Source organism: Micromonospora sp. PTRAS2, assembly GCF_054052245.1.
Genome location: NZ_JBSWBU010000002.1, coordinates 830,286 through 855,545, shown reverse-complemented (window position 1 = coordinate 855,545; position 25,260 = coordinate 830,286). Strand labels below are relative to the sequence as shown.

General features: G+C 72.0%; 22 protein-coding genes and 1 tRNA gene. 18 read left to right on the top strand and 5 right to left on the bottom strand.

Features of this window, described 5'->3' with window-relative positions; genetic code table 11:
• Window positions 1-31: 31 nt before the first annotated feature.
• Complete coding sequence (locus ACVMYR_RS09655; RefSeq protein ID WP_077936245.1) at window positions 32-1,378, bottom strand: aspartate aminotransferase family protein; 1,347 nt, start codon at window positions 1,376-1,378, stop codon at window positions 32-34.
• Window positions 1,379-2,358: 980 nt separating this feature from the next.
• Between ACVMYR_RS09655 and ACVMYR_RS09650 the strand changes: the two genes are divergently transcribed.
• Genes ACVMYR_RS09650 through ACVMYR_RS09640 form a run of 3 tightly spaced genes read left to right on the top strand, consistent with a single transcriptional unit; the run spans window position 2,359 to window position 3,247 of the window.
• Window positions 2,359-2,799 carry a Scr1 family TA system antitoxin-like transcriptional regulator gene (locus ACVMYR_RS09650; protein ID WP_457121622.1) on the top strand — a complete coding sequence of 147 codons (441 nt, stop codon included), beginning with the start codon at window positions 2,359-2,361 and terminating at the stop codon, window positions 2,797-2,799.
• Entirely contained in the window at window positions 2,796-3,047 is a 252-nt protein-coding gene (locus tag ACVMYR_RS09645) for a Scr1 family TA system antitoxin-like transcriptional regulator (RefSeq protein ID WP_457121621.1), read from the top strand. Before ACVMYR_RS09650 ends, ACVMYR_RS09645 begins: the two co-directional genes overlap by 4 nt.
• Window positions 3,038-3,247 (top strand): DUF397 domain-containing protein, encoded by a 210-nt coding sequence (locus ACVMYR_RS09640; protein WP_457121620.1) that lies wholly within the window; start codon window positions 3,038-3,040, stop codon window positions 3,245-3,247. Before ACVMYR_RS09645 ends, ACVMYR_RS09640 begins: the two co-directional genes overlap by 10 nt.
• On the opposite strand, the gene ACVMYR_RS09635 is transcribed toward ACVMYR_RS09640, so the two are convergent.
• Window positions 3,226-3,738, bottom strand: a complete 513-nt coding sequence (locus tag ACVMYR_RS09635) for an Lrp/AsnC family transcriptional regulator (RefSeq protein ID WP_077936247.1) — start codon at window positions 3,736-3,738, stop codon at window positions 3,226-3,228. The two genes, ACVMYR_RS09640 and ACVMYR_RS09635, sit on opposite strands and share 22 nt — an antisense overlap.
• 209 nt (window positions 3,739-3,947) lie before the next feature.
• Here ACVMYR_RS09635 and ACVMYR_RS09630 point away from each other — a divergent pair, with 209 nt between their 5' ends.
• The 9 genes from ACVMYR_RS09630 to ACVMYR_RS09590 all read left to right on the top strand — a co-directional run bounded on the left by ACVMYR_RS09630 (window position 3,948) and on the right by ACVMYR_RS09590 (window position 13,629).
• Entirely contained in the window at window positions 3,948-5,132 is a 1,185-nt protein-coding gene (locus ACVMYR_RS09630) for an extracellular solute-binding protein (RefSeq protein ID WP_457121619.1), read from the top strand.
• Between the two features lie 5 nt (window positions 5,133-5,137).
• Entirely contained in the window at window positions 5,138-6,304 is a 1,167-nt protein-coding gene (locus ACVMYR_RS09625; protein ID WP_077936253.1) for an ABC transporter ATP-binding protein, read from the top strand.
• Window positions 6,301-7,215, top strand: coding sequence for an ABC transporter permease (locus ACVMYR_RS09620; protein WP_052503643.1), 915 nt, complete (start codon window positions 6,301-6,303; stop codon window positions 7,213-7,215). The genes ACVMYR_RS09625 and ACVMYR_RS09620 overlap by 4 nt, the downstream gene beginning before the upstream one ends.
• Complete coding sequence (locus ACVMYR_RS09615) at window positions 7,212-8,054, top strand: ABC transporter permease (RefSeq protein ID WP_241773941.1); 843 nt, start codon at window positions 7,212-7,214, stop codon at window positions 8,052-8,054. Before ACVMYR_RS09620 ends, ACVMYR_RS09615 begins: the two co-directional genes overlap by 4 nt.
• On the top strand, window positions 8,051-9,472 hold the full coding sequence (locus ACVMYR_RS09610) for an NAD(P)/FAD-dependent oxidoreductase (RefSeq protein WP_091285631.1): 1,422 nt from the start codon (window positions 8,051-8,053) through the stop codon (window positions 9,470-9,472). The genes ACVMYR_RS09615 and ACVMYR_RS09610 overlap by 4 nt, the downstream gene beginning before the upstream one ends.
• Complete coding sequence (locus ACVMYR_RS09605; RefSeq protein WP_457121618.1) at window positions 9,472-10,677, top strand: saccharopine dehydrogenase family protein; 1,206 nt, start codon at window positions 9,472-9,474, stop codon at window positions 10,675-10,677. The genes ACVMYR_RS09610 and ACVMYR_RS09605 overlap by 1 nt, the downstream gene beginning before the upstream one ends.
• A gap of 257 nt (window positions 10,678-10,934) precedes the next feature.
• A complete protein-coding gene (locus ACVMYR_RS09600) occupies window positions 10,935-11,675 on the top strand; it encodes a G5 domain-containing protein (RefSeq protein ID WP_457121617.1) in 741 nt (246 codons plus the stop codon).
• 295 nt (window positions 11,676-11,970) lie between these two features.
• The gene (locus tag ACVMYR_RS09595; RefSeq protein WP_256092184.1) at window positions 11,971-12,744 is read left to right on the top strand and encodes a DUF559 domain-containing protein; all 774 of its coding nucleotides are present in this window, start codon (window positions 11,971-11,973) and stop codon (window positions 12,742-12,744) included.
• 195 nt (window positions 12,745-12,939) lie between these two features.
• Entirely contained in the window at window positions 12,940-13,629 is a 690-nt protein-coding gene (locus tag ACVMYR_RS09590) for a hypothetical protein (RefSeq protein WP_457121616.1), read from the top strand.
• 113 nt (window positions 13,630-13,742) lie between these two features.
• Here ACVMYR_RS09590 and gabT read toward each other — a convergent pair whose 3' ends face one another.
• Complete coding sequence (gene gabT, locus ACVMYR_RS09585) at window positions 13,743-15,014, bottom strand: 4-aminobutyrate--2-oxoglutarate transaminase (protein ID WP_457121615.1); 1,272 nt, start codon at window positions 15,012-15,014, stop codon at window positions 13,743-13,745.
• A gap of 3 nt (window positions 15,015-15,017) precedes the next feature.
• The gene (locus tag ACVMYR_RS09580; protein ID WP_043962000.1) at window positions 15,018-16,454 is read right to left on the bottom strand and encodes a gamma-aminobutyraldehyde dehydrogenase; all 1,437 of its coding nucleotides are present in this window, start codon (window positions 16,452-16,454) and stop codon (window positions 15,018-15,020) included.
• Between the two features lie 162 nt (window positions 16,455-16,616).
• Between ACVMYR_RS09580 and ACVMYR_RS09575 the strand changes: the two genes are divergently transcribed.
• A complete protein-coding gene (locus ACVMYR_RS09575; protein WP_457121614.1) occupies window positions 16,617-18,056 on the top strand; it encodes an aldehyde dehydrogenase family protein in 1,440 nt (479 codons plus the stop codon).
• 37 nt (window positions 18,057-18,093) lie between these two features.
• Here the strand turns inward: ACVMYR_RS09575 and ACVMYR_RS09570 are convergent, their stop codons facing one another.
• Window positions 18,094-19,323, bottom strand: coding sequence for an SUKH-3 domain-containing protein (locus tag ACVMYR_RS09570; RefSeq protein WP_457121613.1), 1,230 nt, complete (start codon window positions 19,321-19,323; stop codon window positions 18,094-18,096).
• 80 nt (window positions 19,324-19,403) lie between these two features.
• Here ACVMYR_RS09570 and ACVMYR_RS09565 point away from each other — a divergent pair, with 80 nt between their 5' ends.
• The 5 genes from ACVMYR_RS09565 to ACVMYR_RS09545 all read left to right on the top strand — a co-directional run bounded on the left by ACVMYR_RS09565 (window position 19,404) and on the right by ACVMYR_RS09545 (window position 25,236).
• Window positions 19,404-19,826: a YbaB/EbfC family nucleoid-associated protein gene (locus ACVMYR_RS09565; RefSeq protein WP_353899339.1), complete on the top strand. Its 423-nt coding sequence runs from the start codon at window positions 19,404-19,406 to the stop codon at window positions 19,824-19,826.
• Window positions 19,823-20,167, top strand: coding sequence for a hypothetical protein (locus ACVMYR_RS09560; protein WP_043962003.1), 345 nt, complete (start codon window positions 19,823-19,825; stop codon window positions 20,165-20,167). The genes ACVMYR_RS09565 and ACVMYR_RS09560 overlap by 4 nt, the downstream gene beginning before the upstream one ends.
• Window positions 20,168-20,183: 16 nt before the next feature.
• Entirely contained in the window at window positions 20,184-24,530 is a 4,347-nt protein-coding gene (locus tag ACVMYR_RS09555; RefSeq protein ID WP_457121612.1) for a toxin glutamine deamidase domain-containing protein, read from the top strand.
• Window positions 24,531-24,599: 69 nt separating this feature from the next.
• The gene (locus tag ACVMYR_RS09550; RefSeq protein ID WP_457121611.1) at window positions 24,600-24,980 is read left to right on the top strand and encodes a hypothetical protein; all 381 of its coding nucleotides are present in this window, start codon (window positions 24,600-24,602) and stop codon (window positions 24,978-24,980) included.
• Window positions 24,981-25,163: 183 nt separating this feature from the next.
• Window positions 25,164-25,236: transfer RNA gene (locus tag ACVMYR_RS09545), tRNA-His, on the top strand.
• Window positions 25,237-25,260 lie beyond the last annotated feature (24 nt).

The following is a 25,260-nucleotide window of genomic DNA, read 5'->3' as shown; positions in this document are numbered from 1 at the left end:
GCGACGGCCCGGCTTCGCGTCGGCTCGGCGGTTACAGCCGGGCCCACGCCTCGGTGAGCACCGCCCGCAGGATCTGCTCCATCTCGTCGAACTGCTGCTGCTCGGCGATCAGCGGCGGCGCGAGCTGCACGACGGGGTCGCCCCGGTCGTCGGCCCGGCAGTAGAGCCCGGCGGAGAACAGCGCGGTGGAGAGGAACCCGCGCAGCAGCCGCTCCGACTCGGCCTCGTCGAACGTCGCCCGGGTCGCCTTGTCCTTCACCAGCTCGATGCCGTAGAAGTAGCCGTCGCCCCGCACGTCGCCGACGATCGGCAGGTCGTGCAGCTTCTCCAGGGTGGCGCGGAACGCGTCCTCGTTGGCCCGGACGTGCCCGATCAGGTCCTCCCTGGCGAACACCTCCAGGTTGGCCAGGGCCACCGCGCAGGAGACCGGGTGGCCGCCGAAGGTCACCCCGTGGGCGAACATGCCGGTCTCGGTGAGGAACGGCTCCATCAGCCGGTCGCTGGCGATCATCGCGCCGAGCGGGGCGTACCCGGAGGTGATGCCCTTCGCGGTGGTGATGATGTCCGGCCGGTAGCCGTAGCGGACCGCGCCGAAGTATTCGCCGAGCCGCCCCCACGAGCAGATCACCTCGTCGGAGACGAGCAGTACGTCGTACGCGTCGCAGATCTCGCGGACCCGCTCGAAGTAGCCGGGCGGCGGCGGGAAGCAGCCGCCGGAGTTCTGCACCGGCTCCAGGAAGACCGCCGCGACCGTGTCCGGCCCCTCCCGCTCGATGGCCCGCCGGATCTCCTCGGCGGCCCACCGGCCGAACGCCTCGGGCGAGTCGCCGTGCTCGGGGGCCCGGTAGAAGTTCGTGTTCGGCACCTTCACCGCGCCCGGCACCAGCGGCTCGAAGTCGGTCTTGATGCCGGGGAGCCCCGTGATCGACAGCGCGCCCATCGACGTGCCGTGGTACGCGATGTAGCGGCTGACGACCTTGTACTTGTTGGGCTTACCGGTCCGCTTGAAGTAGGCCCGGGCCAGCTTCCACGCCGCCTCGACGGCCTCGGAACCGCCGGTGGTGAAGAAGACCCGGTTCAGGTCGGCCGGGGTCAGCGAGGCGATCTTCTCGGCCAGCTCCACGGCCTTCGGGTGCGCGTACGACCACAGCGGGAAGTAGGCCAGCTCGCCGGCCTGCTTCGCGGCGGCCTCGGCCAGCTCGGTGCGCCCGTGGCCGGCGTTGACGACGAAGAGACCGGCCAGCCCGTCCAGGTAACGGCGGCCCTGCGAGTCCCACACGTACGCGCCCTCGCCGCGCACGATCGTCGGCACCTCGCCTGCGGAGTAGCTGGCCATCCGGGTGAAGTGCATCCAGAGGTGGTCGGTGGCGTTGGCCATGTCAGCCCCATCGGGTCTCGGGCCGGTCAGGGGTGACACCGGCCGCTCTGCCCACGGTTATCCCACAGCCGCACGCCGAAAGGCAAGTGTTATCGGTGGCACTTGACCCGCTGGGCAACGGATTCGGCGCGCTCAGGCGCTGTGGGCAACGGAATCCGCATCGTGATTGATCTCTCGCATCTCCCGGCTTCCCTGCCGCTCTTCCGGCTCCCTGCCCCTCTCCCGGCTCTCCCGGCTCTCGCGGCCCGCGCGGGTCCTGCGGCTCTCCCGTGCCATACGGGTCTCGCGGGGCTCACTGGGCGCGCGGTCTCCCGGGCGGTGCCGTTGCGCGGACGGCCGGGTGCGGGCATGCGGTGGGCCCTAGGGAGCTGAGTCACCAACGACATCACCCGCCCCCGACCACCTCTCCCGCGGCGGCGGCTGGTGGACGCGGGCGCGGTGGAACTGGTCGGGGTCCCCGCATCCCCGCCACTCCCGCCACATCCCCACGCCACCAGCCCTCGGCCGCCACCCCAGCCCCCCGCCGCATCGGCCGCATCGCCCGCCCCAGCCGCATCCCACGCCACCCCGGCCGCCCCCCCACGCAGCCCTCCACGTCACCTCCCAGGCACCTCGCCCGCCGCGATCCGGCCGTCCCGAATGCAGATCTTGGAGCGAAATGGCCCCTCCAGGGGCCGAAATCTTCCAAGATTCACCCGTCTCCGTCTCCGTCTCCGTCTCCGTCTCCGCTCACGCCCCGCCCTGTCCCGTCCCCGCCCTGTTCCGTCCACGCCCACGCCCACGCCCCCGCGCACGTCTCCAGACTGTGGGGGGCTGGGGCCGGGTGAGTCATCTACGACATCAGCTCCCTAGTGGCGGGCATCCGGCGGGCGTTCGACACCCATCTCGAATGCGCGCGAGACGTGCGGAACAGGTCCCGCTGCCACCTGCCGTTTCGGGCCCACCGTCGGCACCCTGCGTCGCTATCGTGCCCACTGCACGTGACCGCGACGGGAGGCTCGATGGGCAACGAGACGCTGCGGGTGGCGATGGCCGCCGTGGGGGAGACCGCCGATTCGCTGGCGGGCAAGGTCCGGGTCGATCCGAAGACGGCCGGCCGGTGGGTGTCGCAGGGACGCATCCCGCACGCGCGCACCCGGTACGCGGTGGCCAAGGTGCTCGGCCGGGAGGTCGCCGAGCTGTGGCCGCACCCGGGCCGCCGCCGGAACCTGCCCTGGTTCCACAAGTGGGCCGAGCTGGAGCGGATCGTCGCCGGCCGGCTCGAACGGCAGGCGATCCTCGACGCCGAGGCCCCGCCGCAGCTCGTCGTGGTGATCGACGAGGTGGTGCTGCGCCGGGTGGTCGGCGACCGGGCGGTGATGGCCGGGCAGGTCGCCCACCTCGCGGCGGCGGCTGAGCGGGAGCACGTGCAGGTGCGGTGATCCCGGCCGAGAGCCCGTGGCACACCGGGCTGGCCAGGCCGTTCGTCCTCGCCGGGCCGTTCGTCCTTGCCGGTCTGCCCGACGGGGCAGAGTTGGCATATATCGACAACCAGCTTCGCGGTCAGGTCGTCAACGACCCGGTCGACGTTGCTAGCCTGAGGCGCAGGTGGGAGAGCGTCACCGGCGAGGCGCTGCCCGGCCGCGGGTCGACCGCGCTGATCAGAGAGGTGGCGACGACGTGGAGCTGACCGACGCGCTTGCCGGTGCCAGGTGGCGCACCGCGACCCGCAGCAGCAACAACGGCGGAAACTGCGTCGAGGTGGCCGACAACCTGCCCGACCGGGTGCTGGTGCGCGACAGCAAGGACCGCGACGGCGGCACCCTGAGCTTCGCCCCGGCCGCCTGGCGGGCCTTCGTCGGGCAGGCTCAGGCGGTGCCCCAGCTGTAGGTCTGCTTGCGCAGCTTGAGATAGACGAACGCCTCGGTGGCGAGCACCCCGTCGACGGCGCGCAGCCGCTGCAGGATCTCCAGCAGGTGTGCGTCGTTGCGGCACACCACCTCGGCGAGCAGGTCGAACGACCCGGCGGTGATCACCACGTAGTCGACCTCCTCGAACTCGGCGAGCCGGTCGGCCACCGTCTCCAGGTCCCCGTCGGTGCGTAGGCCGATCATGGCCTGCCGGGGGAAGCCGAGCTGGAGCGGGTCGGTGACCGCGACGATCTGCATCACCCCGGCGTCGAGCAGCCGCTGCACCCGCTGGCGCACCGCCGCCTCGGACAGGCCGACCGCCTTGCCGATCGTCGCGTACGGCCGGCGGCCGTCCTCCTGGAGCTGCTCGATGATCTGCTTGGCGACGTCGTCCAGCAGAGCGTGACTGGCACCTTCACGCACGGTGACGCGCCGACCCCCGCCGCCGCTCTCCTGCTGTCGGATGACCATCGTCAGCTCCCCATGTCCGCTTCTCCTCCGGGATCGTAATGCCCCGGCGCAGTCTGGCGTAATTCGTGGCGCATTGCTATGCCCGCAACGGAATCCCTTGTGAGGCAGGTCGGCTCATGTCAGGATCAGTCGTCCATCGCCTGAAGACCCTCCCGCCGTCGGGCCTCCCCCGTCCCGCCCGCCGACGATGACCCCCTAGGAGTCGTCACATGCGAACTCCCCTCCGGCCCCTCACCCGGCGTGGTCTGCTCACCGGCACCCTCGGCTCGGCCGCGATGCTCGCCACGGCGGGCGCGCTCGCCGGCTGCGGCACCAAGGGTGCCGTGCAGACCGAGGCCGGCTGCGTCAGCGAAGACCTCTCCGGCACGGAGAAGAAGCTGGCGTTCTCGAACTGGCCGCAGTACATGGACGTCGACGAGAAGGACGAATCGAAGCGTCCGAGCCTGGACGCGTTCGTCGCGAAGACCGGCATCCAGGTCACCTACACCGAGGACATCAACGACAACAACGAGTTCTTCGGCAAGGTGCAGAACCAGCTCGCGGCCTGTCAGGGCACCGGGCGGGACCTCATCGTGCTCACCGACTGGATGGCCGCCCGGATGATCCGGCTCGGCTGGATCCAGAAGCTCGACCCGGCGAAGATCCCCAACGTGGCGGCGAACCTGTTGCCGTCGCTGCTCAACCGTTCCTTCGATCCGGACAGCCGCATCGCCGTCCCGTGGCAGTCCGGCCTGGCCGGCCTCGCGTACAACGGGTCGGTCACCAAGGAGATCCGCACCGTCGACGAGCTGCTGACCCGGCCCGACCTCAAGGGCAAGGTCACCGCGCTGTCGGAGATGCGCGACACGATGGGCCTGCTGATGCAGTCCAACGGACACGACCCGGCGAACTTCACCACCGCCCAGTTCGACGACGCGCTCAACAAGCTCAAGAAGGCCGTCGACTCCGGGCAGATCCGCAAGTTCACCGGCAACGACTACGCCCCCGACCTCGCCAAGGGTGACATCGCGGCGTGCGTCGGCTGGTCCGGCGACATCATCCAGCTCTCCGGGGAGAACGACAAGATCAAGTTCGTCGCGCCCGACTCCGGCGTGATGCTCTTCAGCGACAACATGATGGTGCCCAACAAGGCCACCCACAAGGCGAACGCCGAAGAGCTGATCAACTACTACTACGAGCCGGCCGTCGCCGCGAAGCTCGCCGCGTACGTCAACTACATCTGCCCCGTGCAGGGCGCGAAGGCCGAGATGGAGAAGATCGACCCGGAGTTGGCCGCCAACCCGCTGATCTTCCCCGACGAGGCGCTGCTGTCGAAGTCCAAGGTGTTCATGGCCCTGGACGAGAAGCAGGAGAAGGAGTTCGAGGGCAAGTTCCAGCAGGTCATCGGGGCGTGACGGGGATGAGCGCGAAGACGACGGGACACGACGCGCCGGCCGGCGACCTGCGGCTGGTCAACCTGACCAAGAGGTTCGGCATCTTCACCGCGGTCGACGACCTCGGCCTGACCATCCCGCAGGGCTCGTTCTTCGCCCTGCTCGGGGCGTCCGGGTGCGGCAAGACCACCACCCTGCGCATGATCGCCGGCCTGGAGCAGCCGACGAGCGGGCAGGTGCTCCTCGGCGACCGGGACATCGCCCGGCTGCGCCCGTACAAGCGGCCGGTCAACACCGTGTTCCAGAGCTACGCGCTCTTCCCGCACCTCGACATCTTCGACAACGTGGCGTTCGGGCTGCGCCGGCGCGGCATCCGCTCGGTCGACGCCGAGGTCAACCGGATGCTCGCCCTGGTGCAGCTCGCCGACTTCGGCCACCGCCGCCCCGCCCAGCTCTCCGGCGGGCAGCAGCAGCGCGTCGCGCTCGCCCGGGCGCTGATCAACCGGCCGCAGGTGCTGCTGCTCGACGAGCCGCTCGGCGCGCTCGACCTGAAGCTGCGCCGGCAGATGCAGATCGAGCTCAAGCGCATCCAGACCGAGGTCGGCATCACCTTCGTGCACGTCACCCACGACCAGGAGGAGGCCATGACCATGGCCGACACCGTCGCGGTGATGAACGCCGGGAGGATCGAGCAGCTCGGCGCGCCCGCCGACATCTACGAATACCCGGCCACCGCGTTCGTGGCGAACTTCCTCGGCCAGTCCAACCTCCTCGCCGCCGAGGCCGCCGGGCCCGCCGGGTCCGACGTGCCGGTCACCGCCCACGGCGCGCGCTACTCCGTGCCCGCCGGCCGCGCCCGGGTCGCCTCGGGCCCGGTCTACCTGGGGGTACGCCCCGAGAAGCTGCACCTCGTCGACGCCGCCGACCGGGTCCCCGCCGGCCACCAGTACGTGACCGGGGTGGTCACCGACGCCTCGTACGTGGGGGTCAGCACCCAGTATCTGGTGCGCACCGGCTGGGGCAGCGAACTGACCGCGTTCGCGGCCAACAGCGGCCTCGGCGGCCGGGTGCCCGTCGGCGCGTCCGTGGTGGCGCACTGGGACCCCCGGCACGCGTTCCTGCTGCCCCGCCCGCCCGGCGCGGACGACGCCACCGCCGGCCTGCTCGACGAGCCGGTGGGTGCGTCCTCGTGACCGCGCTCGCCCACGTTCCCACGTCGACGGGGCAACCCGCGACGCCCCCGCCGCCGCCCCGGGGCGGACGGCACCGGCTGCTGCCGTACCTGCTGCTCCTGCCCGGCGCGGCCTGGCTGCTGCTGTTCTTCGCCGTGCCGCTGTTCCAGCTCGCCGCCGCCAGCCTCTACGACCCCAGCGGTTCCCTCTCCACCGGGTACGCGCTGACCTGGGCATTCGGCAACTACCCCGACGCGGTGCAGGCGTACTGGCCGCAGCTCGGCCGGTCGTTCCTCTACGCCGGCATCGCGCTCGTGCTGGGCCTGCTGATGGGCTACCCGCTGGCGTACGCGATCGCCCAGAAAGCCGGCCGGTGGAAGAACCTGCTGCTGGTCTGCGTCGTCGCCCCCATGTTCACCAGCTTCCTGGTGCGCACCCTGGCGTGGAAGACGATCCTGTCCGACAACGGCGCTCTGGTCGGGCTGCTGCGCGACGTGCACCTGCTCGGCCCCGACGGCCGGCTGCTCGCCACCCCCGTCGCGGTGGTGCTCGGGCTGACGTACAACTTCCTGCCGTTCCTGGTGCTGCCGCTGTACGCGAGCCTGGAGCGGCTCGACTACCGGCTGCTGGAGGCGGCCGGCGACCTGTACGCGAGCCCGGTGCAAACGTTCCGCCGGGTCACCCTGCCGCTGTCGATGCCCGGCCTGATCGCCGGCACGCTGCTGTTCTTCATCCCGGCCACCGGCGACTACATCAACGCCGAGCTGCTGGGCACCCCCAACGAATACATGATCGGCAACGTCATCGACTCGGCGTTCCTGGTCCGGCTGGACTACCCGCAGGGCGCGGCCCTGTCGTTCCTGCTGATGGCGGCGATCCTCGCGGTGGTCTTCGTCTACCTGCGCCGCGCCGGCACGGAGGAGGTGCTGTGAGAGTCTCCCGCTGGCTCGCCGACCACTGGGTGATGGGCGTCGCCCTGCTCGTCCTCGGCTACCTGTCGCTGCCCATCGCCGTGGTCGCCGCCCTGTCGTTCAACCGCCCGTCGAGCCGCCTGTCGTACGACTTCAACGAGTTCACCCTCGACAACTGGCGGCAGCCCTGCGCCACCTCCGACATGTGCGACGCCGTGGTGCGCAGCGTGCAGATCGGCTTCATCGCCACCGTCGTCGCCACCGTGCTCGGCACCCTGATGGCGTTCGCGCTGGTGCGGCACCGGTTCACCGGCCGCTCCGGCATCAACGTGCTGATCTTCCTGCCGATGGCCACCCCCGAGCTGGTCATGGGCACCTCGCTGCTGGCCCTGTTCGTCTCCGCCGGGGTGCCGCAGGGCTTCTGGACCGTCGTCATCGCCCACGTCATGTTCTGCGTGTCGTTCGTGGTGGTCACCGTCAAGGCCCGGCTCGCCGGCATGGACCGCCGGCTGGAGGAGGCCGCCGCCGACCTGTACGCCAGCCCGTGGCAGACGTTCCGCCTGGTCACCCTGCCGCTGGTGCTCCCCGGCATCGTGGCCGCCGCGCTGCTGGCGTTCTCGCTCAGCTTCGACGACTTCATCATCACCAACTTCAACGCCGGCACCACCGTCACGTTCCCCATGTACGTCTGGGGTGCCGCCCAGCGGGGCATCCCGCCGCAGGTCAACGTCATCGGCACGGCCATGTTCGCCATCGCGCTGCTGCTCGTCGGGCTCAGCTCGCTGCGCGGGCGGCGGGCCCGCCGGCACACCCTCCCGGTCGCACCGGCGACCGGCCGGCGGGCGAAGAGCCCGTCATGATCCTCCCGCATACCGGCCGGGCGCTCGCCGACGCGGCGCCCGTACCGTACTGGCTCGACCGGCCCGAACGCCCCGACCCGCTGCCCCCGCTGACCGGCGCGCACACCGCCGACCTGCTGGTGATCGGCGGCGGGTACGGGGGGCTCTGGGCCGCCCTGCTCGCCAAGCAGGCCGACCCCGACACCGACGTGCTGCTCGTCGACGCGGGCACCTGCGGCTGGGCCGCGTCGGGGCGCAACGGCGGGTTCTGCTCCGCCTCGCTCACCCACGGCCTGGCCAACGGCGTCGCCCGGTTCCCCGGCGAGGTCGCCGAGCTGGAACGCCTCGGCCGGGAGAACCTCGCCGCGATCGCCGCCACCGTCGACGCGTACGGCATCGACTGCGACTTCGAGCGCACCGGCGAGCTGGCCGTGGCCGTGCGGCCGTACCAGCTCGACGGGCTCGCCGAGGACGCGGAGCTGGCCCGCAGCCACGGCCACGACGTGCGGCTGCTCGGCCGCGACGAGGTGCGCGCCGAGGTAGACTCGCCGACGTACCTCGGCGGGATGTGGGACCGTGACCGGGTGGCCATGCTCGACCCGGCGAAGCTCGCCTGGGGCCTGCGCCGCGCCTGCCTCGACCTGGGCGTCCGGATCCACGAGCACACCCGGGTCACCGGGCTGCGCGGCGACGCCGCCGCCGTGGCTGCCAGCACGGCCGGCGGCGTCGAGCAGGCCCCCGGCGTCGTCCGCGCCCGCCGGGTCGTGCTCACCACCAACGCGTTCCCGCCGCTGCTGCGCCGGCTGCGGGCCTGGGTCGTGCCCGTCTACGACTACGCGCTGATGACCGAGCCGCTGACCGACGCCCAGCGCGACGCCATCGGCTGGCGCAACCGGCAGGGCCTCGCCGACACCGGCAACCAGTTCCACTACTACCGGATCACCCGCGACGGGCGGATCCTGTTCGGCGGCTACGACGCCGTCTACCACCACGGCAACCGGGTCGCCCCCGCGCTGGAGCAGCGCCCCGCCACCTTCACCGCCCTCGCCGAGCACTTCTTCACCACGTTCCCGCAACTCGCCGACGTCCGGTTCAGCCACCGCTGGGGCGGCGTCATCGACACCTGCACCCGGTTCTGCCCGTTCTTCGGCACCGCCTACGACGGCCGGCTCGCCTACGCCGCCGGCTACACCGGCCTCGGCGTCGGGGCCACCCGATTCGGCGCGCGCGTCATGCTCGACCTGCTCGCCGGCGCGGACACCCCGCTCACCCGGCTCGCCCTCGTCCGGGGCAAGCCGCTGCCGTTCCCGCCGGAGCCCGTCCGGGCCGCCGGCATCCACCTCACCCGCTGGTCGCTGGCCCGCGCCGACGCGCGCGACGGCCGGCGCAACCCGTGGCTCCGTACGCTCGATCGTCTTGGTTTGGGGTTCGATTCCTGATGCGTATCCTGCTCGTCGGCGCCGGCGGGGTCGGCTCCGCCGCCGCCGCCATCGCCGCCCGCCGAACATTCTTCGACACCATGGTCGTCGCCGACGCCGACGCCGCCCGCGCCGCGCGGGCCGTCGCCGGCCACGGCGACCGGTTCGTCGCCGCGACCGTCGACGCCTCCTCCGCCGACGCCGTCGCCGCGCTGTGCCGCGAACACCGGATCACCCACGTGCTCAACGCCGTCGACCCGCGCTTCGTCATGCCGATCTTCGACGGCGCGTACGCGGCCGGCGCCGACTACCTCGACATGGCCATGTCCCTGTCGCACCCGCACCCGAAGCGCCCCTACGCCGAGACCGGGGTGAAGCTCGGCGACGAGCAGTTCGCCGTCGCCGACCGCTGGGCGTCCGCCGGCCGGCTCGCCCTGTGCGGCATCGGCGTCGAACCGGGCCTGTCCGACGTCTTCGCCCGCTACGCCGCCGACGAACTCTTCGCCGAGATCGACGAGATCGGGGTACGCGACGGCGCGAGCCTCACCGTCGAAGGCTACGACTTCGCCCCGTCGTTCTCCATCTGGACCACGATCGAGGAGTGCCTCAACCCGCCGGTGATCTGGGAACGCGAGCGGGGCTGGTTCACCACCGAACCGTTCAGCGAGCCCGAGGTGTTCCACTTCCCCGAGGGCATCGGCCCCGTCGAGTGCGTCAACGTCGAGCACGAGGAGGTGCTGCTCATCCCGCGCTGGGTCGACGCCCGGCGGGTCACCTTCAAGTACGGCCTCGGCGAGGAGTTCATCGAGGTCCTGCGCACCCTGCACAAGCTCGGCCTCGACTCCACCGAGCCGGTCACCGTGCGCGGCGTGCGGATGTCCCCGCGCGACGTGGTCGCCGCCGCCCTGCCCGACCCGGCCACCCTCGGCGACCGGATGCGCGGCAAGACCTGCGCCGGCACCTGGGTCACCGGCGTGGGCAAGGACGGCGAGCCCCGCGAGGTCTACCTCTACCACGTCGTCGACAACGAGTGGTCCATGGCCGAGTACGGCCACCAGGCCGTCGTCTGGCAGACCGCCGTCAACCCGGTCGTCGCCCTGGAGTTGCTCGCCACGGGGGAGTGGACCGGCACCGGTGTGATCGGCCCCGAGGCGCTGCCCCCACGCCCGTTCCTCGACCTGCTAACGGGCTACGGCTCCCCCTGGGGCCTGGAGGACCGGCTGTAAAGGAAGGGCACCTTGTTAACGCTTTCGGTATAGGAAGGGCCCCCTATTAACGGCCCGTACGGCCGGAAGGCCGGGCCGTGGCGACCCCGTACGGCGGCTCCCCGCCACCCGTACGACCCTCCCCGCCCGGATGGGGCACGATGCCGCCTGCCCGGTTTCCGCCCCGGACTGTACGTATCGGCCGGTTTGCCGATCGACGTCGTTGAGGATCGGTACGGCGGTTACCGAGCCGCCCCTCCCTGGTGACACTCGGTGTCGTGACCCATCAGCCGCCGTACCACCGAAACCCCGCCGCCCCCGTCGTGCCATCCGTGGCCCGGGCGGGATGGTTCCGTCGCCTCCAGCCCGGGCAGCGGGTCGGCGTCGTCCTGGGCGGCGTGCTGTTGTCGACCGTGCTGCTCTGCTGCGCGGGAGCCGCCATCGTCGGGACCCTCGCCGACGACCCGGGGCAGGGGCGTACCGCCGTGGCAGCCAAGGCCAGCCCGCCCGCCGCCGCCCCCGAGCCGGTCGTGTCCGATGCGGCCGCGCCGGCTACCGCGCCGCCGCCCACCGTCTCCGCGGCTCCGTCGTCGCCGACGGCCACGCCCCCGACCGTGGAGACGCGCACCGAGAAGGAGACGCAGACGATCCGGTACGCGGAGCGGACCGTGAAGGACCCGTCCCTGGCCAAAGGCAAGCGGGTCGTCCGCACCCGGGGAGTCAACGGGGTCCGCACGCTGACGTACCAGGTCACCCTGACCGACGGGGTGCCCACCGGCCGGAAGCTGCTCCGGTCGGTCGTCACGAAGCAGCCGGTCATCCAGGTCGTCGCGGTGGGCACGAAGCAGGAGCGCCAGTGCGACCCCAACTACAGCGGCTGCGTGCCGATCGCCAGCGACGTCGACTGTGCCGGTGGTGGCGGCAACGGCCCCGCGTACGTCACGGGTCCGGTGAAGGTCATCGGCATCGACATCTACGACCTGGACCGCGACAACGACGGCTACGGCTGCGACGACTAACCCCCCGCCGCCCCACCCCAAGTCGCCGGCGATCTTGCACTTTGGGCCCCGTCAAATACCGTGAATCGCCCATTCCTGGGGCCGCAAGTGCAAGATCGCTGAGGTGAGGTGGGGCGTTAGCACGGCGGGGCGGGTTTGGGGGGTTGTCCACAGAGGTGCTGGTTGTCCACAGGTTCGGTCGTCGGTCAAGCGCCGGGGGCAGGTCTTGGGGCAGCCTGCGAGCATGGGAACCCAACTTTGGCGTACGGCATCGTTGCTCAGGTCGACCACCCGGAAGCGGCTCCGGACGCGCCTGGTGAACGGACAGGTCGTACGTGCGCGGCGGGGCGTCTACGCGAACTGTCCCGTCGATGATCTCGACGCACTGCAAGCGTTGCTGTTGTGCCTGCCATCCGAGGCAATGCTGTCCCGGCACACCGCGGCCCGCCTGCACGGCTTCGGCGTCCTTTCCGAGGGCGCTGTGCATGTGCAGTTGCCTCCCGAGATCCCCAAACCCCGACTTCCAGGTCTGGTGGTCCATCACGCGGCATTGCCCGTGGAGCCGGTCCTGGTGAGTGGGCTGCCCTGCGTGCCGGCCGCGCGTTGCGCCGTGGACCTCGCGCGCACGGCGCGGCGACTGGACGCATTACCGGTGCTCGATGCCGCAGTGCGGGCAGGTGCCGTGTGCCGAGACGACCTGATCGAGGAGGTGTTGGCTCACCGAGCACTGCCAGGTGTGCGCCAGGCCCGCTCTCTCGTGCCACTGGTCGACGGGCGCGCCGAGTGTCGGCAGGAGAGTCAGTTGCGTCTGGTGCTGATCGACGGCGGCCTTCCGGTGCCGGAGTCGCAGGTCTGGGTGCTCGACGGCGAGGGAATCAGGCGTTTCCGGCTGGATCTGGGGTATCGCGAACGGCAGATCGGCATCGAGTACGACGGTCTGTCTCACCTGAATCGCGATCGGCTTCGGTACGACCGGGACCGCGCCAACTGGTTGGCCGCCGAGGGCTGGACGATGCGCTACTTCACGGACCGTGACCTCTACCGCCGCCCCGCCCACATAGTCGCGACGATCCGAGCACTCCTCCCCTGACCACCCACCCGTCGGCGATCTTGCACATTGGGCCCGCGCAAAAGTAGCCATTCGGTCATCCTGGGGGCCGCAAGTGCAAGATCGCGGAGGTGGGCCCCCGGGATTGGAAACCTTCCTGACGGATGGCTGAACCCGGCAGCGCTCCCAGGCCGTACCGCTCGGCGTAGGCCGATCATCGGACGACGGGAGAGGCACGTGAGGGTACGGCGGACGCATGTCCTGGCAGCGGGGATGGCCGTGGTCGCCTCGGCGGTGGTGGCGGTCGGGACGGGTCTCGGCTTCGCCGAGACGGCACCGGCGCGGCAGAGCGTGTGCCAGGGTTCGGTGACGTTCTCGGCGGAGGGGGGTGGGCCGGCGGCGACGAGTGACCGTTTTCCGGTGGGTACGCGGTTGCGGGTGACCAATCTGGACAACGGTCGGGCGGTGACGGTGGTGGTTACCGGCCCGTCGGGCAGCTGTGTGCTGCTCAACGTCGCCGCGATGGACCTGGTGCGGGAGCCGGGGAAGAACGTCGTGCGGCGCAACGTGGTGGAACGCCTCGATGGCGGCGGCACACCCGCGCAGCCCGGCGGGGCGCCGGCCCAGCCCGGTGCACAACCCGGTGCCCAGCCCGGGGGTGCGACAGCGGCCCCACCCGCACGGCCGAGCGCCTGCCAGGGTTCGGTGACGTTCTCGGCGGAGGGGGGTGCGCCGGCGGCGACGAGTGACCGTTTTCCGGTGGGTACGCGGTTGCGGGTGACGAACCTGGACAACGGTCGTGCGGTGACGGTGGCGGTGACCGGCCCGTCGGGCAGCTGTGTGCTGCTGAACGTCGCCGCGATGGACCTGGTGCGGGAGCCGGGCAAGAACGTCGTGCGGCGCAACGTGGTCGAGGTGCTGGGCTGAGAGAGGTGCTGCGCTGAGAGAGGTGCTGGGCTGAATGAGGTGCTGCCCTGAGGTCGGGTGGCGGGGCGACCGGCGACCGATGACAGGTCGCCGGCCGCCCCGCAGAACCCGGCTCAGCCGAAGGCGGCGTCGAGGATGTCCAGGCCCCGGGCCAGCTCCGCGTCGGAGATGACCAGCGGGGGCAGGAAGCGCAGCACGTTGCCGTACGTGCCGCAGGTCAGGGTGAGCAGGCCGGCGGCGTGGCAGGCCGCCGACACCGCCGCCGCGGCGGCCGGATCCGGGACCAGGGTGCCCGGCTGCACCAGCTCCACGGCGAGCATCGCGCCCCGGCCGCGTACCTCGGCGACCCGCGCGTCGCGGGCGGCGATGGCGCGCAGCCGGTCGGCCAGCGTCGCGCCGATCCGGCGGGCGGCGGCGGCCAGGTCCAGCTCGTGCATGGTCTCGATCGACGCGAGCGCCGCCGCGCAGGCGATCGGGTTGCCGCCGTACGTGCCGCCGAGGCCGCCCACGTGCACCGCGTCCATCAGCTCGGCCCGGCCCGTCACGGCCGCCAGCGGCAGCCCGCCCGCGATGCCCTTCGCCAGGGTGACCAGGTCCGGCACGACGCCCTCGTGGTCGCAGGCGAACCAGTCGCCGGTGCGGCAGAACCCCGTCTGGATCTCGTCGGCGACGAAGACCACCCCGGCCGCCGTCGCCCACTCGCGCAGCGCCGGCAGGAACCCCTGCGCGGGTACGACGAAACCGCCCTCGCCCTGGATCGGCTCGATCAGCAGCGCGGCCACGTTCTCCGCGCCCACCTGCTTCTCGATCATTTCGATCGACCGGGCGGCGGCGGTCGCCCCGTCGAGGCCCCCGTCGCGCAGCGGGTACGACATCGGCACCCGGTAGACCTCCCCGGCGAACGGCCCGAACCGGTGCTTGTACGGCATGTTCTTCGCCGTCAGCGCCATCGTCAGGTTGGTCCGCCCGTGGTACGCGTGGTCGAACACCACCACCGCCGGCCGCCCCGTGGCGTGCCGGGCGATCTTCACGGCGTTCTCCACCGCCTCCGCGCCCGAGTTGAACAGCGCGGAGCGCTTCTCGAAGCCGCCCGGGGTGAGCGCGTTGAGCTGCTCGCACACCGCCACGTACGACTCGTACGGCGCGACCATGAAGCAGGTGTGGGTGAACCGCTCGACCTGCTCGCGGACCGCCGCCACGACGCGCGGCGCGGAGTTGCCGACGTTGGTGACCGCGATGCCGGCGGCGAAGTCGATCCACTCCCGCCCGTCGACGTCGGTGATCGTGCCGCCGCCGGCCCGGTCCACGTACGCGCCGACGACGCTGCCGACGCCCCGCGCCACGGCCGCGCCCCGCCGCTTGTGCAGCTCCTCCGAGGATGGCAAGGCTCAGCCCTCGATGTTGTGCATGACGTGCTTGATCCGGGTGTAGTCCTCCAGGCTGTAGACCGACAGGTCTTTGCCGTGCCCGGAGTGCTTGAACCCGCCGTGCGGCATCTCCGAGACGAAGGGGATGTGCGTGTTGACCCAGACGCAGCCGAAGTCCAGCCGGCGGGTCATCCGCATCGCCCGGCCGTGGTCGCGCGTCCACACCGACGCCGACAGGCCGTAGTCGACGCCGTTGGCCCAGCGCACCGCCTCGTCCTCGTCGGAGAAGCGCTGCACGGTGATGACCGGCCCGAACACCTCCTGCTGGATGATCTCGTCGGCCTGCCGCACCCCGGAGACGACGGTGGGGGAGTAGAAGAAGCCGCGCTCGCCGACCCGCGACCCGCCGGTCTGCACGCTCGCGTGGTCGGGCAGCCGGTCGACGAAGCCGCTGACCCGGGCGAGCTGGTTGGCGTTGTTCAGCGGGCCGTACAGCACGTCGGCGTCGTCCGGCGCGCCGGTGCGCGTGTTGCGGGCCTGCTCGGCGAGCGCCGCCACGAAGTCGTCGTGGATGCCCGGACCGGCCAGCACCCGCGTCGCCGCCGTGCAGTCCTGGCCCGCGTTGAAGTAGCCGCCCACGGCGATGGCCTCGGCCGCGGCCGCCACGTCCGCGTCGTCGAAGATCACCACCGGGGCCTTGCCGCCCAGCTCCAGGTGGGTCCGCTTCAGGTCCGGCGCGGCGGCGGAGGCGACCTCCATGCCCGCCCGGGTCGAGCCCGTGATCGACACCAGCTGCGGGGTCGGGTGCGACACGAGGGTACGACCGGTGTCCCGGTCGCCGCAGACCACGTTGAACACCCCCGGCGGGAGGAACTCGGCGGCGATCTCGGCCAGCAGCAGCGTCGACACCGGCGTGGTGTCCGACGGCTTCAGCACCACCGTGTTGCCGGCGGCGAGGGCCGGGGCGATCTTCCACACCGCCATCATCAGCGGGTAGTTCCACGGGGTGACCTGCGCGCACACGCCGATCGGCTCCCGCCGCACGTACGAGGTGTGGCCCGCCATATACTCCCCGGCGGACCGGCCCTCCAGCAGCCGGGCCGCCCCGGCGAAGAACCGGAACTGGTCCACCGCCGGCGGCAGCTCCTCCTCGGCGGTGAGCTGGCGGGGCTTGCCCGTGTTGCGCACCTCGGCGTCGACCAGCTCGGCCGCCCGCGCCTCCACGGCGTCGGCGAGCTTCAGCAGCGCCTTCTGCCGCTCGCCGGGGGTGCTGTCCCGCCACGTCTCGAACGCGGCGGAGGCCGCCCGCATGGCCGCGTCCACGTCCGCCGCGCCGGAGACCGGCGCCTGGGCGAAGACCTCGCCGGTGCACGGGTCGACCAGGTCGGCGTACCCGCCGTCGGAAGGATCGACGTACTCGCCGTTGACGAAGTTGCGCAGCTGCTGCTGGTCGCTCATCAGGTGTCTCCGAGGGATGCCGGGGATGCGGACAGCGGAGGTTATCGGAATCTGACTGCCATCTTCGCTACTGAATTCGCGGCAGACAAGGGCATGAGCGACTGTTTCCGTGTGGGAATTGCTGGTTACCGTGCGGCAGCGGCTCGGCTACGCTGCCGAGGTGTGGAGCCGAGAGCCTTCTTCGTCGCCGGCCGCCCCGCACACGGCGAGGGCGAGCTGACCGTCACCCACCCGTACGACGGTCGCCCGGTGGGGCGTACCACGCTCGCCACGCCCGACCAGGTCGAGGCCGCCGTCGCCGCGGCGGCCGCAGTGGCGGCGCGGGCCGCGGCCCTGCCCGCGCACGCCCGCGCGGCGGCCCTGGACCACGTCTCCCGGCGGCTCGCCGAACGGGCCGACGAGATCGCCGACCTGATCACCGCCGAGAACGGCAAGCCGGTCAAGTGGGCGAGGGCCGAGGTGGGGCGGGCGGTGTCGACGTTCCGCTGGGCGGCCGAGGAGGCCCGCCGCTTCTCCGGCGAGCTGCAACGCCTCGACACCGACCCCGCCGCCACCGGGCGAATCGCGCTGGTCCGACGCGCGCCGAAGGGGCCGGTGCTGGGGATCGCGCCGTTCAACTTCCCGCTCAACCTGGTCGCGCACAAGGTCGCCCCGGCCATCGCCGTCGGCGCGCCGATCATCGTGAAGCCGGCCCCCGCCACCCCGCTGTCGGCGCTGCTGCTCGGCGAGCTGCTCGCCGAGACCGAGCTGCCCGCGGGCATGTTCTCGGTGCTGCCGCTGCCCAACGAGCGGGCCGCCGAGCTGGTCGCCGACCCGCGGCTGCCGGTGGTGTCGTTCACCGGCTCCGGGCCGGTCGGCGCGGCCATCCGCCGGGCCGCGCCCGACAAGCACGTCACCCTGGAGCTGGGCGGCAACGCGGCGGCGGTGATCTGCGAGGACTGGAACACCGACGAGGACCTCACCTTCGCCGCGCAGCGGATCGCCACCTTCTCCAACTACCAGGCCGGGCAGTCGTGCATCGCCGTGCAGCGGGTGTACGTGCACGAGTGGCTCTACGACGCCTTCCTGCCGAGGCTGGTCGCCGCCGTGGAGGCACTGCGCACCGGCGACCCGGCCGACCCGCTGACCGACGTCGGCCCCCTGGTGTCGGTCCAGGCCGCGCAGCGGGTCGAGGCGTGGGTCGACGAGGCTGTGGTGGCCGGGGCGACCATCGAGGTGGGCGGGCGGCGCGAGGGAGCCACCTACCCGCCGACCGTGCTGTCCGGCGTGCCGGCCGACGCCAAGGTGTGCGCCGAGGAGGTCTTCGGGCCGGTGCTCGTGGTCGCCCGGGTCGAGAACGACACCGCCGCGTTCGCCGCCGTCAACGACTCCGCGTACGGGTTGCAGGCCGGCGTGTTCACCCACCGGCTCGACGTCGCCTTCGCCGCCCACCGGGTCCTCGACGTCGGCGGGGTGATCGTCGGCGACGTGCCGTCGTACCGGGCCGACCAGATGCCGTACGGGGGCGTGAAGGGCAGCGGCGTCGGGCGGGAGGGCCTGCGCAGCGCCATGGACGACTACACCGACGCGAGGGTGCTCGTCCTCACCGGGGTGCAGCTGTAGCGCCTCCGGCCAGCGGCGTCGCGCTCGTCGGCTGGTGTCACCAGGTGCCGTCGTCGTGGACGCGGGCGGGGGCCCGGCCGAGCAGCAGGGTGGTCAGGGCGGCGTCGATGTCGTCACCGAGGAACCACTCGCCGGCCTGGTCCAACGCGAAGACCCGGCCCCGCTCGTCGACGGCGATGATGCTTTCCTGGTTTTCCGTGCCGAGGGGGAACAGCCGTACGCCGAGCACGGCGCCGAAGTCCGCGAGCGTGTCGGCGTTGTGGGCGACCAGGTGCGGCATGATGTCGAACCGCGAGATCCACACCTGCTGGCCGGGGCCGCACCGGGCTCCGATCAGGCCGGGGAACCGGGTGATGGCCTCCACCGCCGCGGGGAACGCGACGTGGGTGTGGTTGGCCCCGGCGACGGCCGTGACGTCCCGCACGGCGGCGGCGGCCATGATCTCGTCCCCGATGTGCGGGGCCCAGCCGGCGGCGACGAGGGCGTGGGCCACCTCGTCGGGGAAGCGGCCCGGCTCGGGTGCCGGAGCCGGTTCGGGCAACCACGGCTGCCGGAATCCCAGGTCGGACCAGGGGAGCACGTTCATGTGCACCAGGAACCGCAGGCACGAGTCGCAGGGGCGGTCGCCCGGCCCGCCCGCCGGGTCGCCCGGCTCGCGCACCCAGTACAGCTCGAACTGGCTGCCCGCGAAGAGGACCCGCGCCTCGTCGAGGGTCGCCGGGGCCCGACCCTCGGCAACGCGCTGGTGGTCGTGTTCGTGCAGGACGTCCGACACGACGATCAGCTCGGCGTGCCGGTCCACCCCCCGGACCAGGTGGCCGGGCGGCTGCGCGTCCAGGTATTCCCGGACGAGCCGGTGGTGCCGCAGCACCGCCTCGCCCTTGGCGCCCCACGCGCGGTGCATCCGGCCGCCCACGGTCAGGTGCGCGGCCGTGCCGGGGGTCGGCAGGCGACGGATCTCGCGGAGCAACTGACTCGCCGGGTCGACGGTGCGCGGCGCGGGCTGCGCCGGGCGGCTGCGCCGGTACATCTCCCGCACGGCGGGGAACGGCAGGCGCGGCCACGTCGAGACCTCGCCGGTCTCCTTGTCCACCACCGTGGTCGGCAGGTCGCCCGGGGGGACCGCGGCCGACGGGGTCACCGTCGACGTGATCAGGTAACCGAGGTCGAACTCCTCGACCAGCGGGGCGCACTCGTGCCCGAGGCGCTGGGAGTCCCGGTGGGCCCAGACGGTGGCGAGCTGTTCGGCCTGCTGACGGTCGATCACCCACCCGAAGTTACCGGACCCCACGGAATCCGTGGCGCCCGGTATGGTCTGCCGTACCGAGGGTGACGGGGAGGTCGGCGTTGGCCGAGAGCGTGGACCGGGAGGCCAACCGGGCGCTGCGGGCCCGGTTCGACGAGGTGCACGGGCAATACCGCCAGCTCCGTTCCGGTTTGGACGAGCTGCGGTCCAGGCTCGCGGAGCTGCGGGTCACCGCGCGCTCCGACGATGGCCAGGTGACCGTGGTGGCCGGTGCCCGGGGCGACGTCGTCTCGGTGGAGCTCACCCCCGCCGCTCTCCAGGCCCGCGACGCCAGGGCCCTGAGCGGCAAGATCACCTCGACGGTGCACCGCGCCACCGCCGCCGCGGTCGCCGCCACCCAGGACCTGGTGGCCGGCTACCTGCCGGCCGGGTCGGGGGCGATGGAGTTCCTCCGCACCGGTGACTTCGACACCCTGCTGGGCCGGGCCGACGCCGTCATGCGGGGCGGGGAGCGACCGACGTGACCGACGGGCAGCTCTGGCTGGATCCGGGCCGCGCGCGGCGCGGCGGGGCCGACCTGACCTCCGCCGGCGAGGCCGTCACCGACCGGCGGGCCCAGGTGGGGGGCCAGCTCGCGGCGGCCAGCGCCGCCCGCCCCTGGGGGCGCGACGACATCGGCGCGGCGTTCGAGAAGCAGTACCGGGGGTTCGAGGAGACGCTGCTGCGGGCCTGGGCGGGCCTCGGTCGGGCGCTGGAGCACCTGGGCGAGGACGTCGTGCGCTCGGTGGACAACTCCGTGCGCACCGACGCGCACAACGCCGGCCGACTCGACCGGATCTCCGACCAGCGGCCCGCCGGGCGCTGACCACTCGGAGGCCCCCGTGACCCTGCTGCCGAGCCCTATCCCGCACCCGCTGGACTACGCGCCCTGGGAGCTGCCCGGCTGGGTCTACGAGGCGCTCGACTGGGTGATCGGGGTCGAGTGGCCGGAGGGTAACGAGAAGGCGGTCTGGGACCTCGCCGACCAGTGGTACGCCGTGGCCGACGCCCTCGCCGGTCCGCGCGCCGACGCGGTCGCCGCCGCCGGTGAGGTCCGCAGCGGGTACGGCGGGATCGGTGCGGTCGCGGAGGCGTTCGACGCGGCCTGGAAGCGGGTGGCCGAGGGCGACGAGGCCCCGCTGCCGGTGCTGCTGGCGGTCAGCGGTGACCTCGGCCGGCTCGTCGAGGAGTGCGGCTGCGACATCGAGGGCGCCAAGCTCGAAGTCTGGATCGAGCTGGGCATCCTCGTCGTCGAGCTGCTCTCCCTCGCGGTGGCGGCGGTGCTCACCGCCGGTGCCGCCTCGCCCGCCGCCGGTGCCGCGATCGCCGCCAGCCGCTTCGTCGTGCAGCAGATCTTCAAGAAGCTGCTGGCCCAGCTCGCCCGCAAGACCCTCAAGCAGGGCCTGAAGGAGGCCGGCGAGCGCGCCGCCAAGCGGGTGGCCGAGGGGGGCATGCGCGGCCTCGCCCGGAAGGCGGCGCGGGGCGGGCTGGAGGAGGCAGCCGAGGAGTCGGGGATCACGCTCGCCACGCAGGCGTACCAGAACTCGACCGGCCGCCGGCACGGCCTCGATCTGACCGACGCGGGGATGTCCGCGCTCGGCGGCCTGGCGGGCGGGGCGGCGGCACCGCTGGCCGGCCTCGGGCGGCACGCGACCGGCCGGGCGGCCCGGGTCGGCGAGCACTTCGGCCGGGAGATGACCGGCGAGATGATCGCCGACCAGGCGGCCAACCTCGCCACCGGGCAGGGCCTGGTGTCGCTGGAGGACGCGGCGCGGGCCGCCGCGTCCGGGGCCACCGGGTCGACCACCGCGCAGACCGACGCGGCGCTGCAGCATCGCCTCGACGGCCGGATGGCCGCTCTCGCGGGGGCGTCCTTCGCCCCACCCGACCTCGGCGCGCTCGCCCCGGCCCCGACCGATGCGACGCCCGCCCCGGCCCCGACCGACGGCACCCTCGGCGCGGGCCCGGAGCGTCCCCCCGTCCCGCTGCCGCGCGACGGGGGAGGGCCCGCCGTCGTCCCGGTCCTCGGGGCGGCCGGGCCGGATCCCGGCCCCGTCGCCCCGGCCACGGTCGAGGCGGCCGGCGACGCGCTGCGGACGCACCACCCGTCGTCCCTACCCGAGTCGTCGCTCGTGGCCGCCCACGCCGCCGGCCCGGTCGACGGCGGCCACCTCGGCCACGTGTCGGCCGCATCGGCGCAGGCGCCGACGGAGCCTGCGGCGCAGTCGTCGGCGCAGTCGCCGGCCACGCCCGGCGCGACCGACGGGTCGGGGATCTCCCGCGCGACGGTCAGCCCGACGCTGTCCTCGGTCGCCCCGGTCGAGCCACCGCAGCTCGACACGCGGGGAGCCGGCGCCCTGCCCGCGCCCGTCGCCGCTGCCACCGTCGCCGACGGCGTCGCGCCGCACACCGGCGGCGCGCCGGGGACTCCGACAGCGCCCCACCTGCCGGCCTCGACGAGCGGCACCGTCGCGCCGCCCCCGGTGACCCCGCCGCCGGTCGGCACGGGCCCGGCGGGCACGGCCAGGCCGGCGGCCCCCGGACACGACGGCCCGCTCCCGCCGCCGCCCCGTTTTCCGCTGCTCCGCTCGCTGGATCCGCGGTCGCAGTCTGCGGGTCATCCCGTCCCGCCGCCGCGCAGGTCACCCGAGTGGCAGGCCAGGCAGCGGGCCGAACGCGAGGCATACGACCGGCATCGCTACCAGGCCCGCTTCCACCAGCAGCGCGCCCTGCACGAGGACAACCGGCGCTTCCTGGGAGCCCGAAAGCTGCATTCCCGGTACGAGTTCTTCCAGCGGCGCGCCAGCGAGTACGCCGCCTACGCGCTCAACCTGAAGCACCGCGGGCAGGACTACCTCGCGACGTCGTGGCACCGGATGGCGGTGGCGGACGAGCGGGCCGCCCACGAGTCGCGGGAGTTGGCCGATGCGGTGCTCGCCGGCACGGTCACGCCGCAGTTCGTCGAGGTCAGCGATCCCCTCGACTTCTACTCGATCAACACGGACGATCCGTCGCTCGTCGTCGGGGAGGTGGACACCGACGGCCCCTCGGCGCTGACCGGAGACGACCACCCGCCGCCGATCGACCGGTCCCGCCGGTACGGGCAGTGGGGCGGGCTCCGGCCCCCGCTGGCGCTGCACCAGTCCGACCTCGAACGCGCGATGCCCCGCGACGCCGGCGGGCGGGTCCTACGCACCGCCGACCCCCGACGGGGCGGATGGTTCCGGCTCGCCAACGACGGCGGGCCGGCCGCCGACCCGACCCGGGGCATCAACTGCCTGGACTGCACCCTGTCCCTGTACGAGACGTGGATGCACGGTCGCCCCCGGGTCTCCGCGCCCCGCACCTTCGACGCGTACGCCGCAGGGGACATCAGCCGGCCGCTCGGCGGCGAGCTCGGCGGCCCGGGGCGCGTCGAGGACGCCACCGGCGGGCGCTTCCAGAAGCTTGTCGACCCCGACGACGGCACTCCCGCCGACGACAGGTGGAGTGTGGTCAACCGGGGGTTCGGCAGCGTCGAGAGGCAGCTCCGCGCCGGAGGGCACGGCAGCTACGCGTTCCTCATCACCACGTACGAGGGCGGCGGGTCGCATGCCTGGGTGGCGCTGAACCAGAACGGCGGCGTGCTCTACCTGGATCCGCAGAGCGGAATCGTGTCGGACATGCCGATCTACATGCACAGCGGGCTGCCGGCCCCGCACAACGTGACCGGCATCGACGCCCTGGTCCTCGGGCCGGACGGGCGTCCGATGCCGTTCGCCGGGGTCGGGCCGGGGCAGTTCAGCCAGCGTGCAGAGGTGACGGAGCAGCGGCAACGGTCGCAGCCGGAGGACCGGTCGCGGGAGTGGCGGCCCGGCCCCGACGACCCCACGGACGACGAGCTGTACGTCAACCGGATGCACCTGCTCGAAGGCCCCGGCTCGCTCAGCCCGGTGCCGCGAGGAACCGATGGCACCACGGAGAGCGGGAGCTTGCCTTCACCCGGGGCAAGAGACGAGGAAACCGCCGAGGCCAGGGAGCGACGTGTTCGCAGGGAGGCTCGCGCCCAGCGTCTCTCGGACGGCATCTCGGTCGAGGAAGTCGTTTCGGCCAGCTCTGATCTTGACCAGATTCTCTCTGCGGGCGTCACACCAGCCGAGCTGGCCGGCCGGCTGGACGACGCGAACCTGCGTCGACTCGTTCCACGCCTTGATGATGGGGCGGCGAGGGATTTGGCGAGGCTGCTCAGAGACCCCGACATTCGGCAGATGCTCGCCGACACCTGGGAGTCGCCGCCGCCCCGGGAACCGCTGCTTGCGCCGACATTGTTGAAGCAGCTTGCGCTGACTCCCGATGTGGTGCAGCTCATTCTGGCGGCCCCGGAACTCGCCAACTCCATGGCGGCACGGCCTGTGACGCTGAACCACCTGGCAATGCACCAGCAGGCGATCGATGTTGTCGCCTCGGCTCTTGCAGAGGTCACGTGGGAAGCCCTCGGGCAGTCGGCAATCGAAGAAAACCCCAAGCCTGGGGCCACGCCACTGAAGCCCGCCCACCTCCGAATCAGTGCTAGCGTCAGGATTCCAGCCAGCGTTATCGGCCAACCTGGCTTCGACCGTAGTCGACGGGGAGATGCTTCCTACCGGGCCGAATACCTCGATGGTCTCTATGCCGCAGCCAAGGGCGTGCAGCCTGAGTTGTCAAATCTCGCGCAGCGGCTGGCAGAGTCTGGCGGGCGGAGAGTCGGCAAAGCCGGCTGGCGGCGGGGGCCAAAGGAGCGCGGAAGGGCCAGAGATAAGATCGACGAGTACGAGGGGGACGCTTCGCGCCTCGTTGATCTGGCCGGGGCTAAAGTCGAGTTCGAATCCCTCGACGACTTGTATGAGGCTCTTGAGCGTTTGACCGGGTTTCCCGAGGTGCAGATCGTAAGGTTCAAAGACCGATTCAAGGTCCCGCAAAGCAGTGGCTACCGCGATATCCTGCTCGTGCTGAGGATGCGAAATGGGCACTTGGCGGAGCTTCGCCTCCACTTGGCCAGTCTGGATCGGATAGCGCTCTGGGAGCATGCTCTGTACGAGGTTCGGCGGGACATAGAGTCGTTGGCGCGCCAGGAGGATAGAATGATGTCGGCACGTGAGCGGGCTATATGTAACGCTATCTTGAAGCGCGAGCAGCAGTTGTTCCAGCGAGCACTCGAAGAGAATCTGTAAGGGGCGGGTCAGGTGGAAGTTGCTCCAGGGCTTGTTCTTCCTTCCTACTATCTCTACTACGCATGTCCGGTGAAGATCGTAGAGACGCCGGAGGGCGGCGCTCGGGTCTGGCGCGTGTCGGTCGACACGGGTGGCTGGAAAGAACGTAACGACCTGTTCTCGGAAATTGTATTTGCGGTCGGTGGAGAGGTTTTCGCACGTTCTGCCGACGAGTTTGTGCAGGACGTCGAGCAGTATCGCGGCCACTACCTTTCCGGTAAAGGGCCGATCTTCGCGCTGTACGAAACCGTGAAGGCAATAGTCGACGTTGAGGCGCGGGAAGGTCGTTACCTAACGGACCGGGAGGCAGCCCTGGTCCAGGGCATCAGACGGCGGACGTTCGTCATGTTCGAGGAGCAGTTGCAGCGGGAGGGTGACCCCGGCGCGGATCCGACCATCGCCGCCTCGTAGCAGCTGGCGGGCATACCCGTAGATCTTGGTGCGAAACGGACCCGCCTGGGGTGACTTCGCACCCAGCCCTCCCCTCGGCACGTCTGGGGGCGGGATGGGGCAGGAACCCGGTGGACGTGGGTGGCGGGGGTGAGGCTATTATTAGTCCCGCACGCCGCCCGGCCCGCCGGAGCGGAGCGCGTGGTGGCTGTAGCTCAGTTGGCAGAGCACCGGGTTGTGGTCCCGGTTGTCGTGGGTTCAATTCCCATCAGTCACCCTCAGCACGAAGGCCCCCTCCGCT

Coding starts and splice junctions, on each gene's coding strand:
- ACVMYR_RS09655 (WP_077936245.1), bottom strand. CDS start 1,378: ATGGCCAACGCCACCGACCACCTCTGGATGCACTTCACCCGGATGGCC.
- ACVMYR_RS09635 (WP_077936247.1), bottom strand. CDS start 3,738: ATGGTCATCCGACAGCAGGAGAGCGGCGGCGGGGGTCGGCGCGTCACC.
- ACVMYR_RS09630 (WP_457121619.1), top strand. CDS start 3,948: ATGCGAACTCCCCTCCGGCCCCTCACCCGGCGTGGTCTGCTCACCGGC.
- ACVMYR_RS09625 (WP_077936253.1), top strand. CDS start 5,138: ATGAGCGCGAAGACGACGGGACACGACGCGCCGGCCGGCGACCTGCGG.
- ACVMYR_RS09610 (WP_091285631.1), top strand. CDS start 8,051: ATGATCCTCCCGCATACCGGCCGGGCGCTCGCCGACGCGGCGCCCGTA.
- ACVMYR_RS09605 (WP_457121618.1), top strand. CDS start 9,472: ATGCGTATCCTGCTCGTCGGCGCCGGCGGGGTCGGCTCCGCCGCCGCC.
- ACVMYR_RS09580 (WP_043962000.1), bottom strand. CDS start 16,454: ATGAGCGACCAGCAGCAGCTGCGCAACTTCGTCAACGGCGAGTACGTC.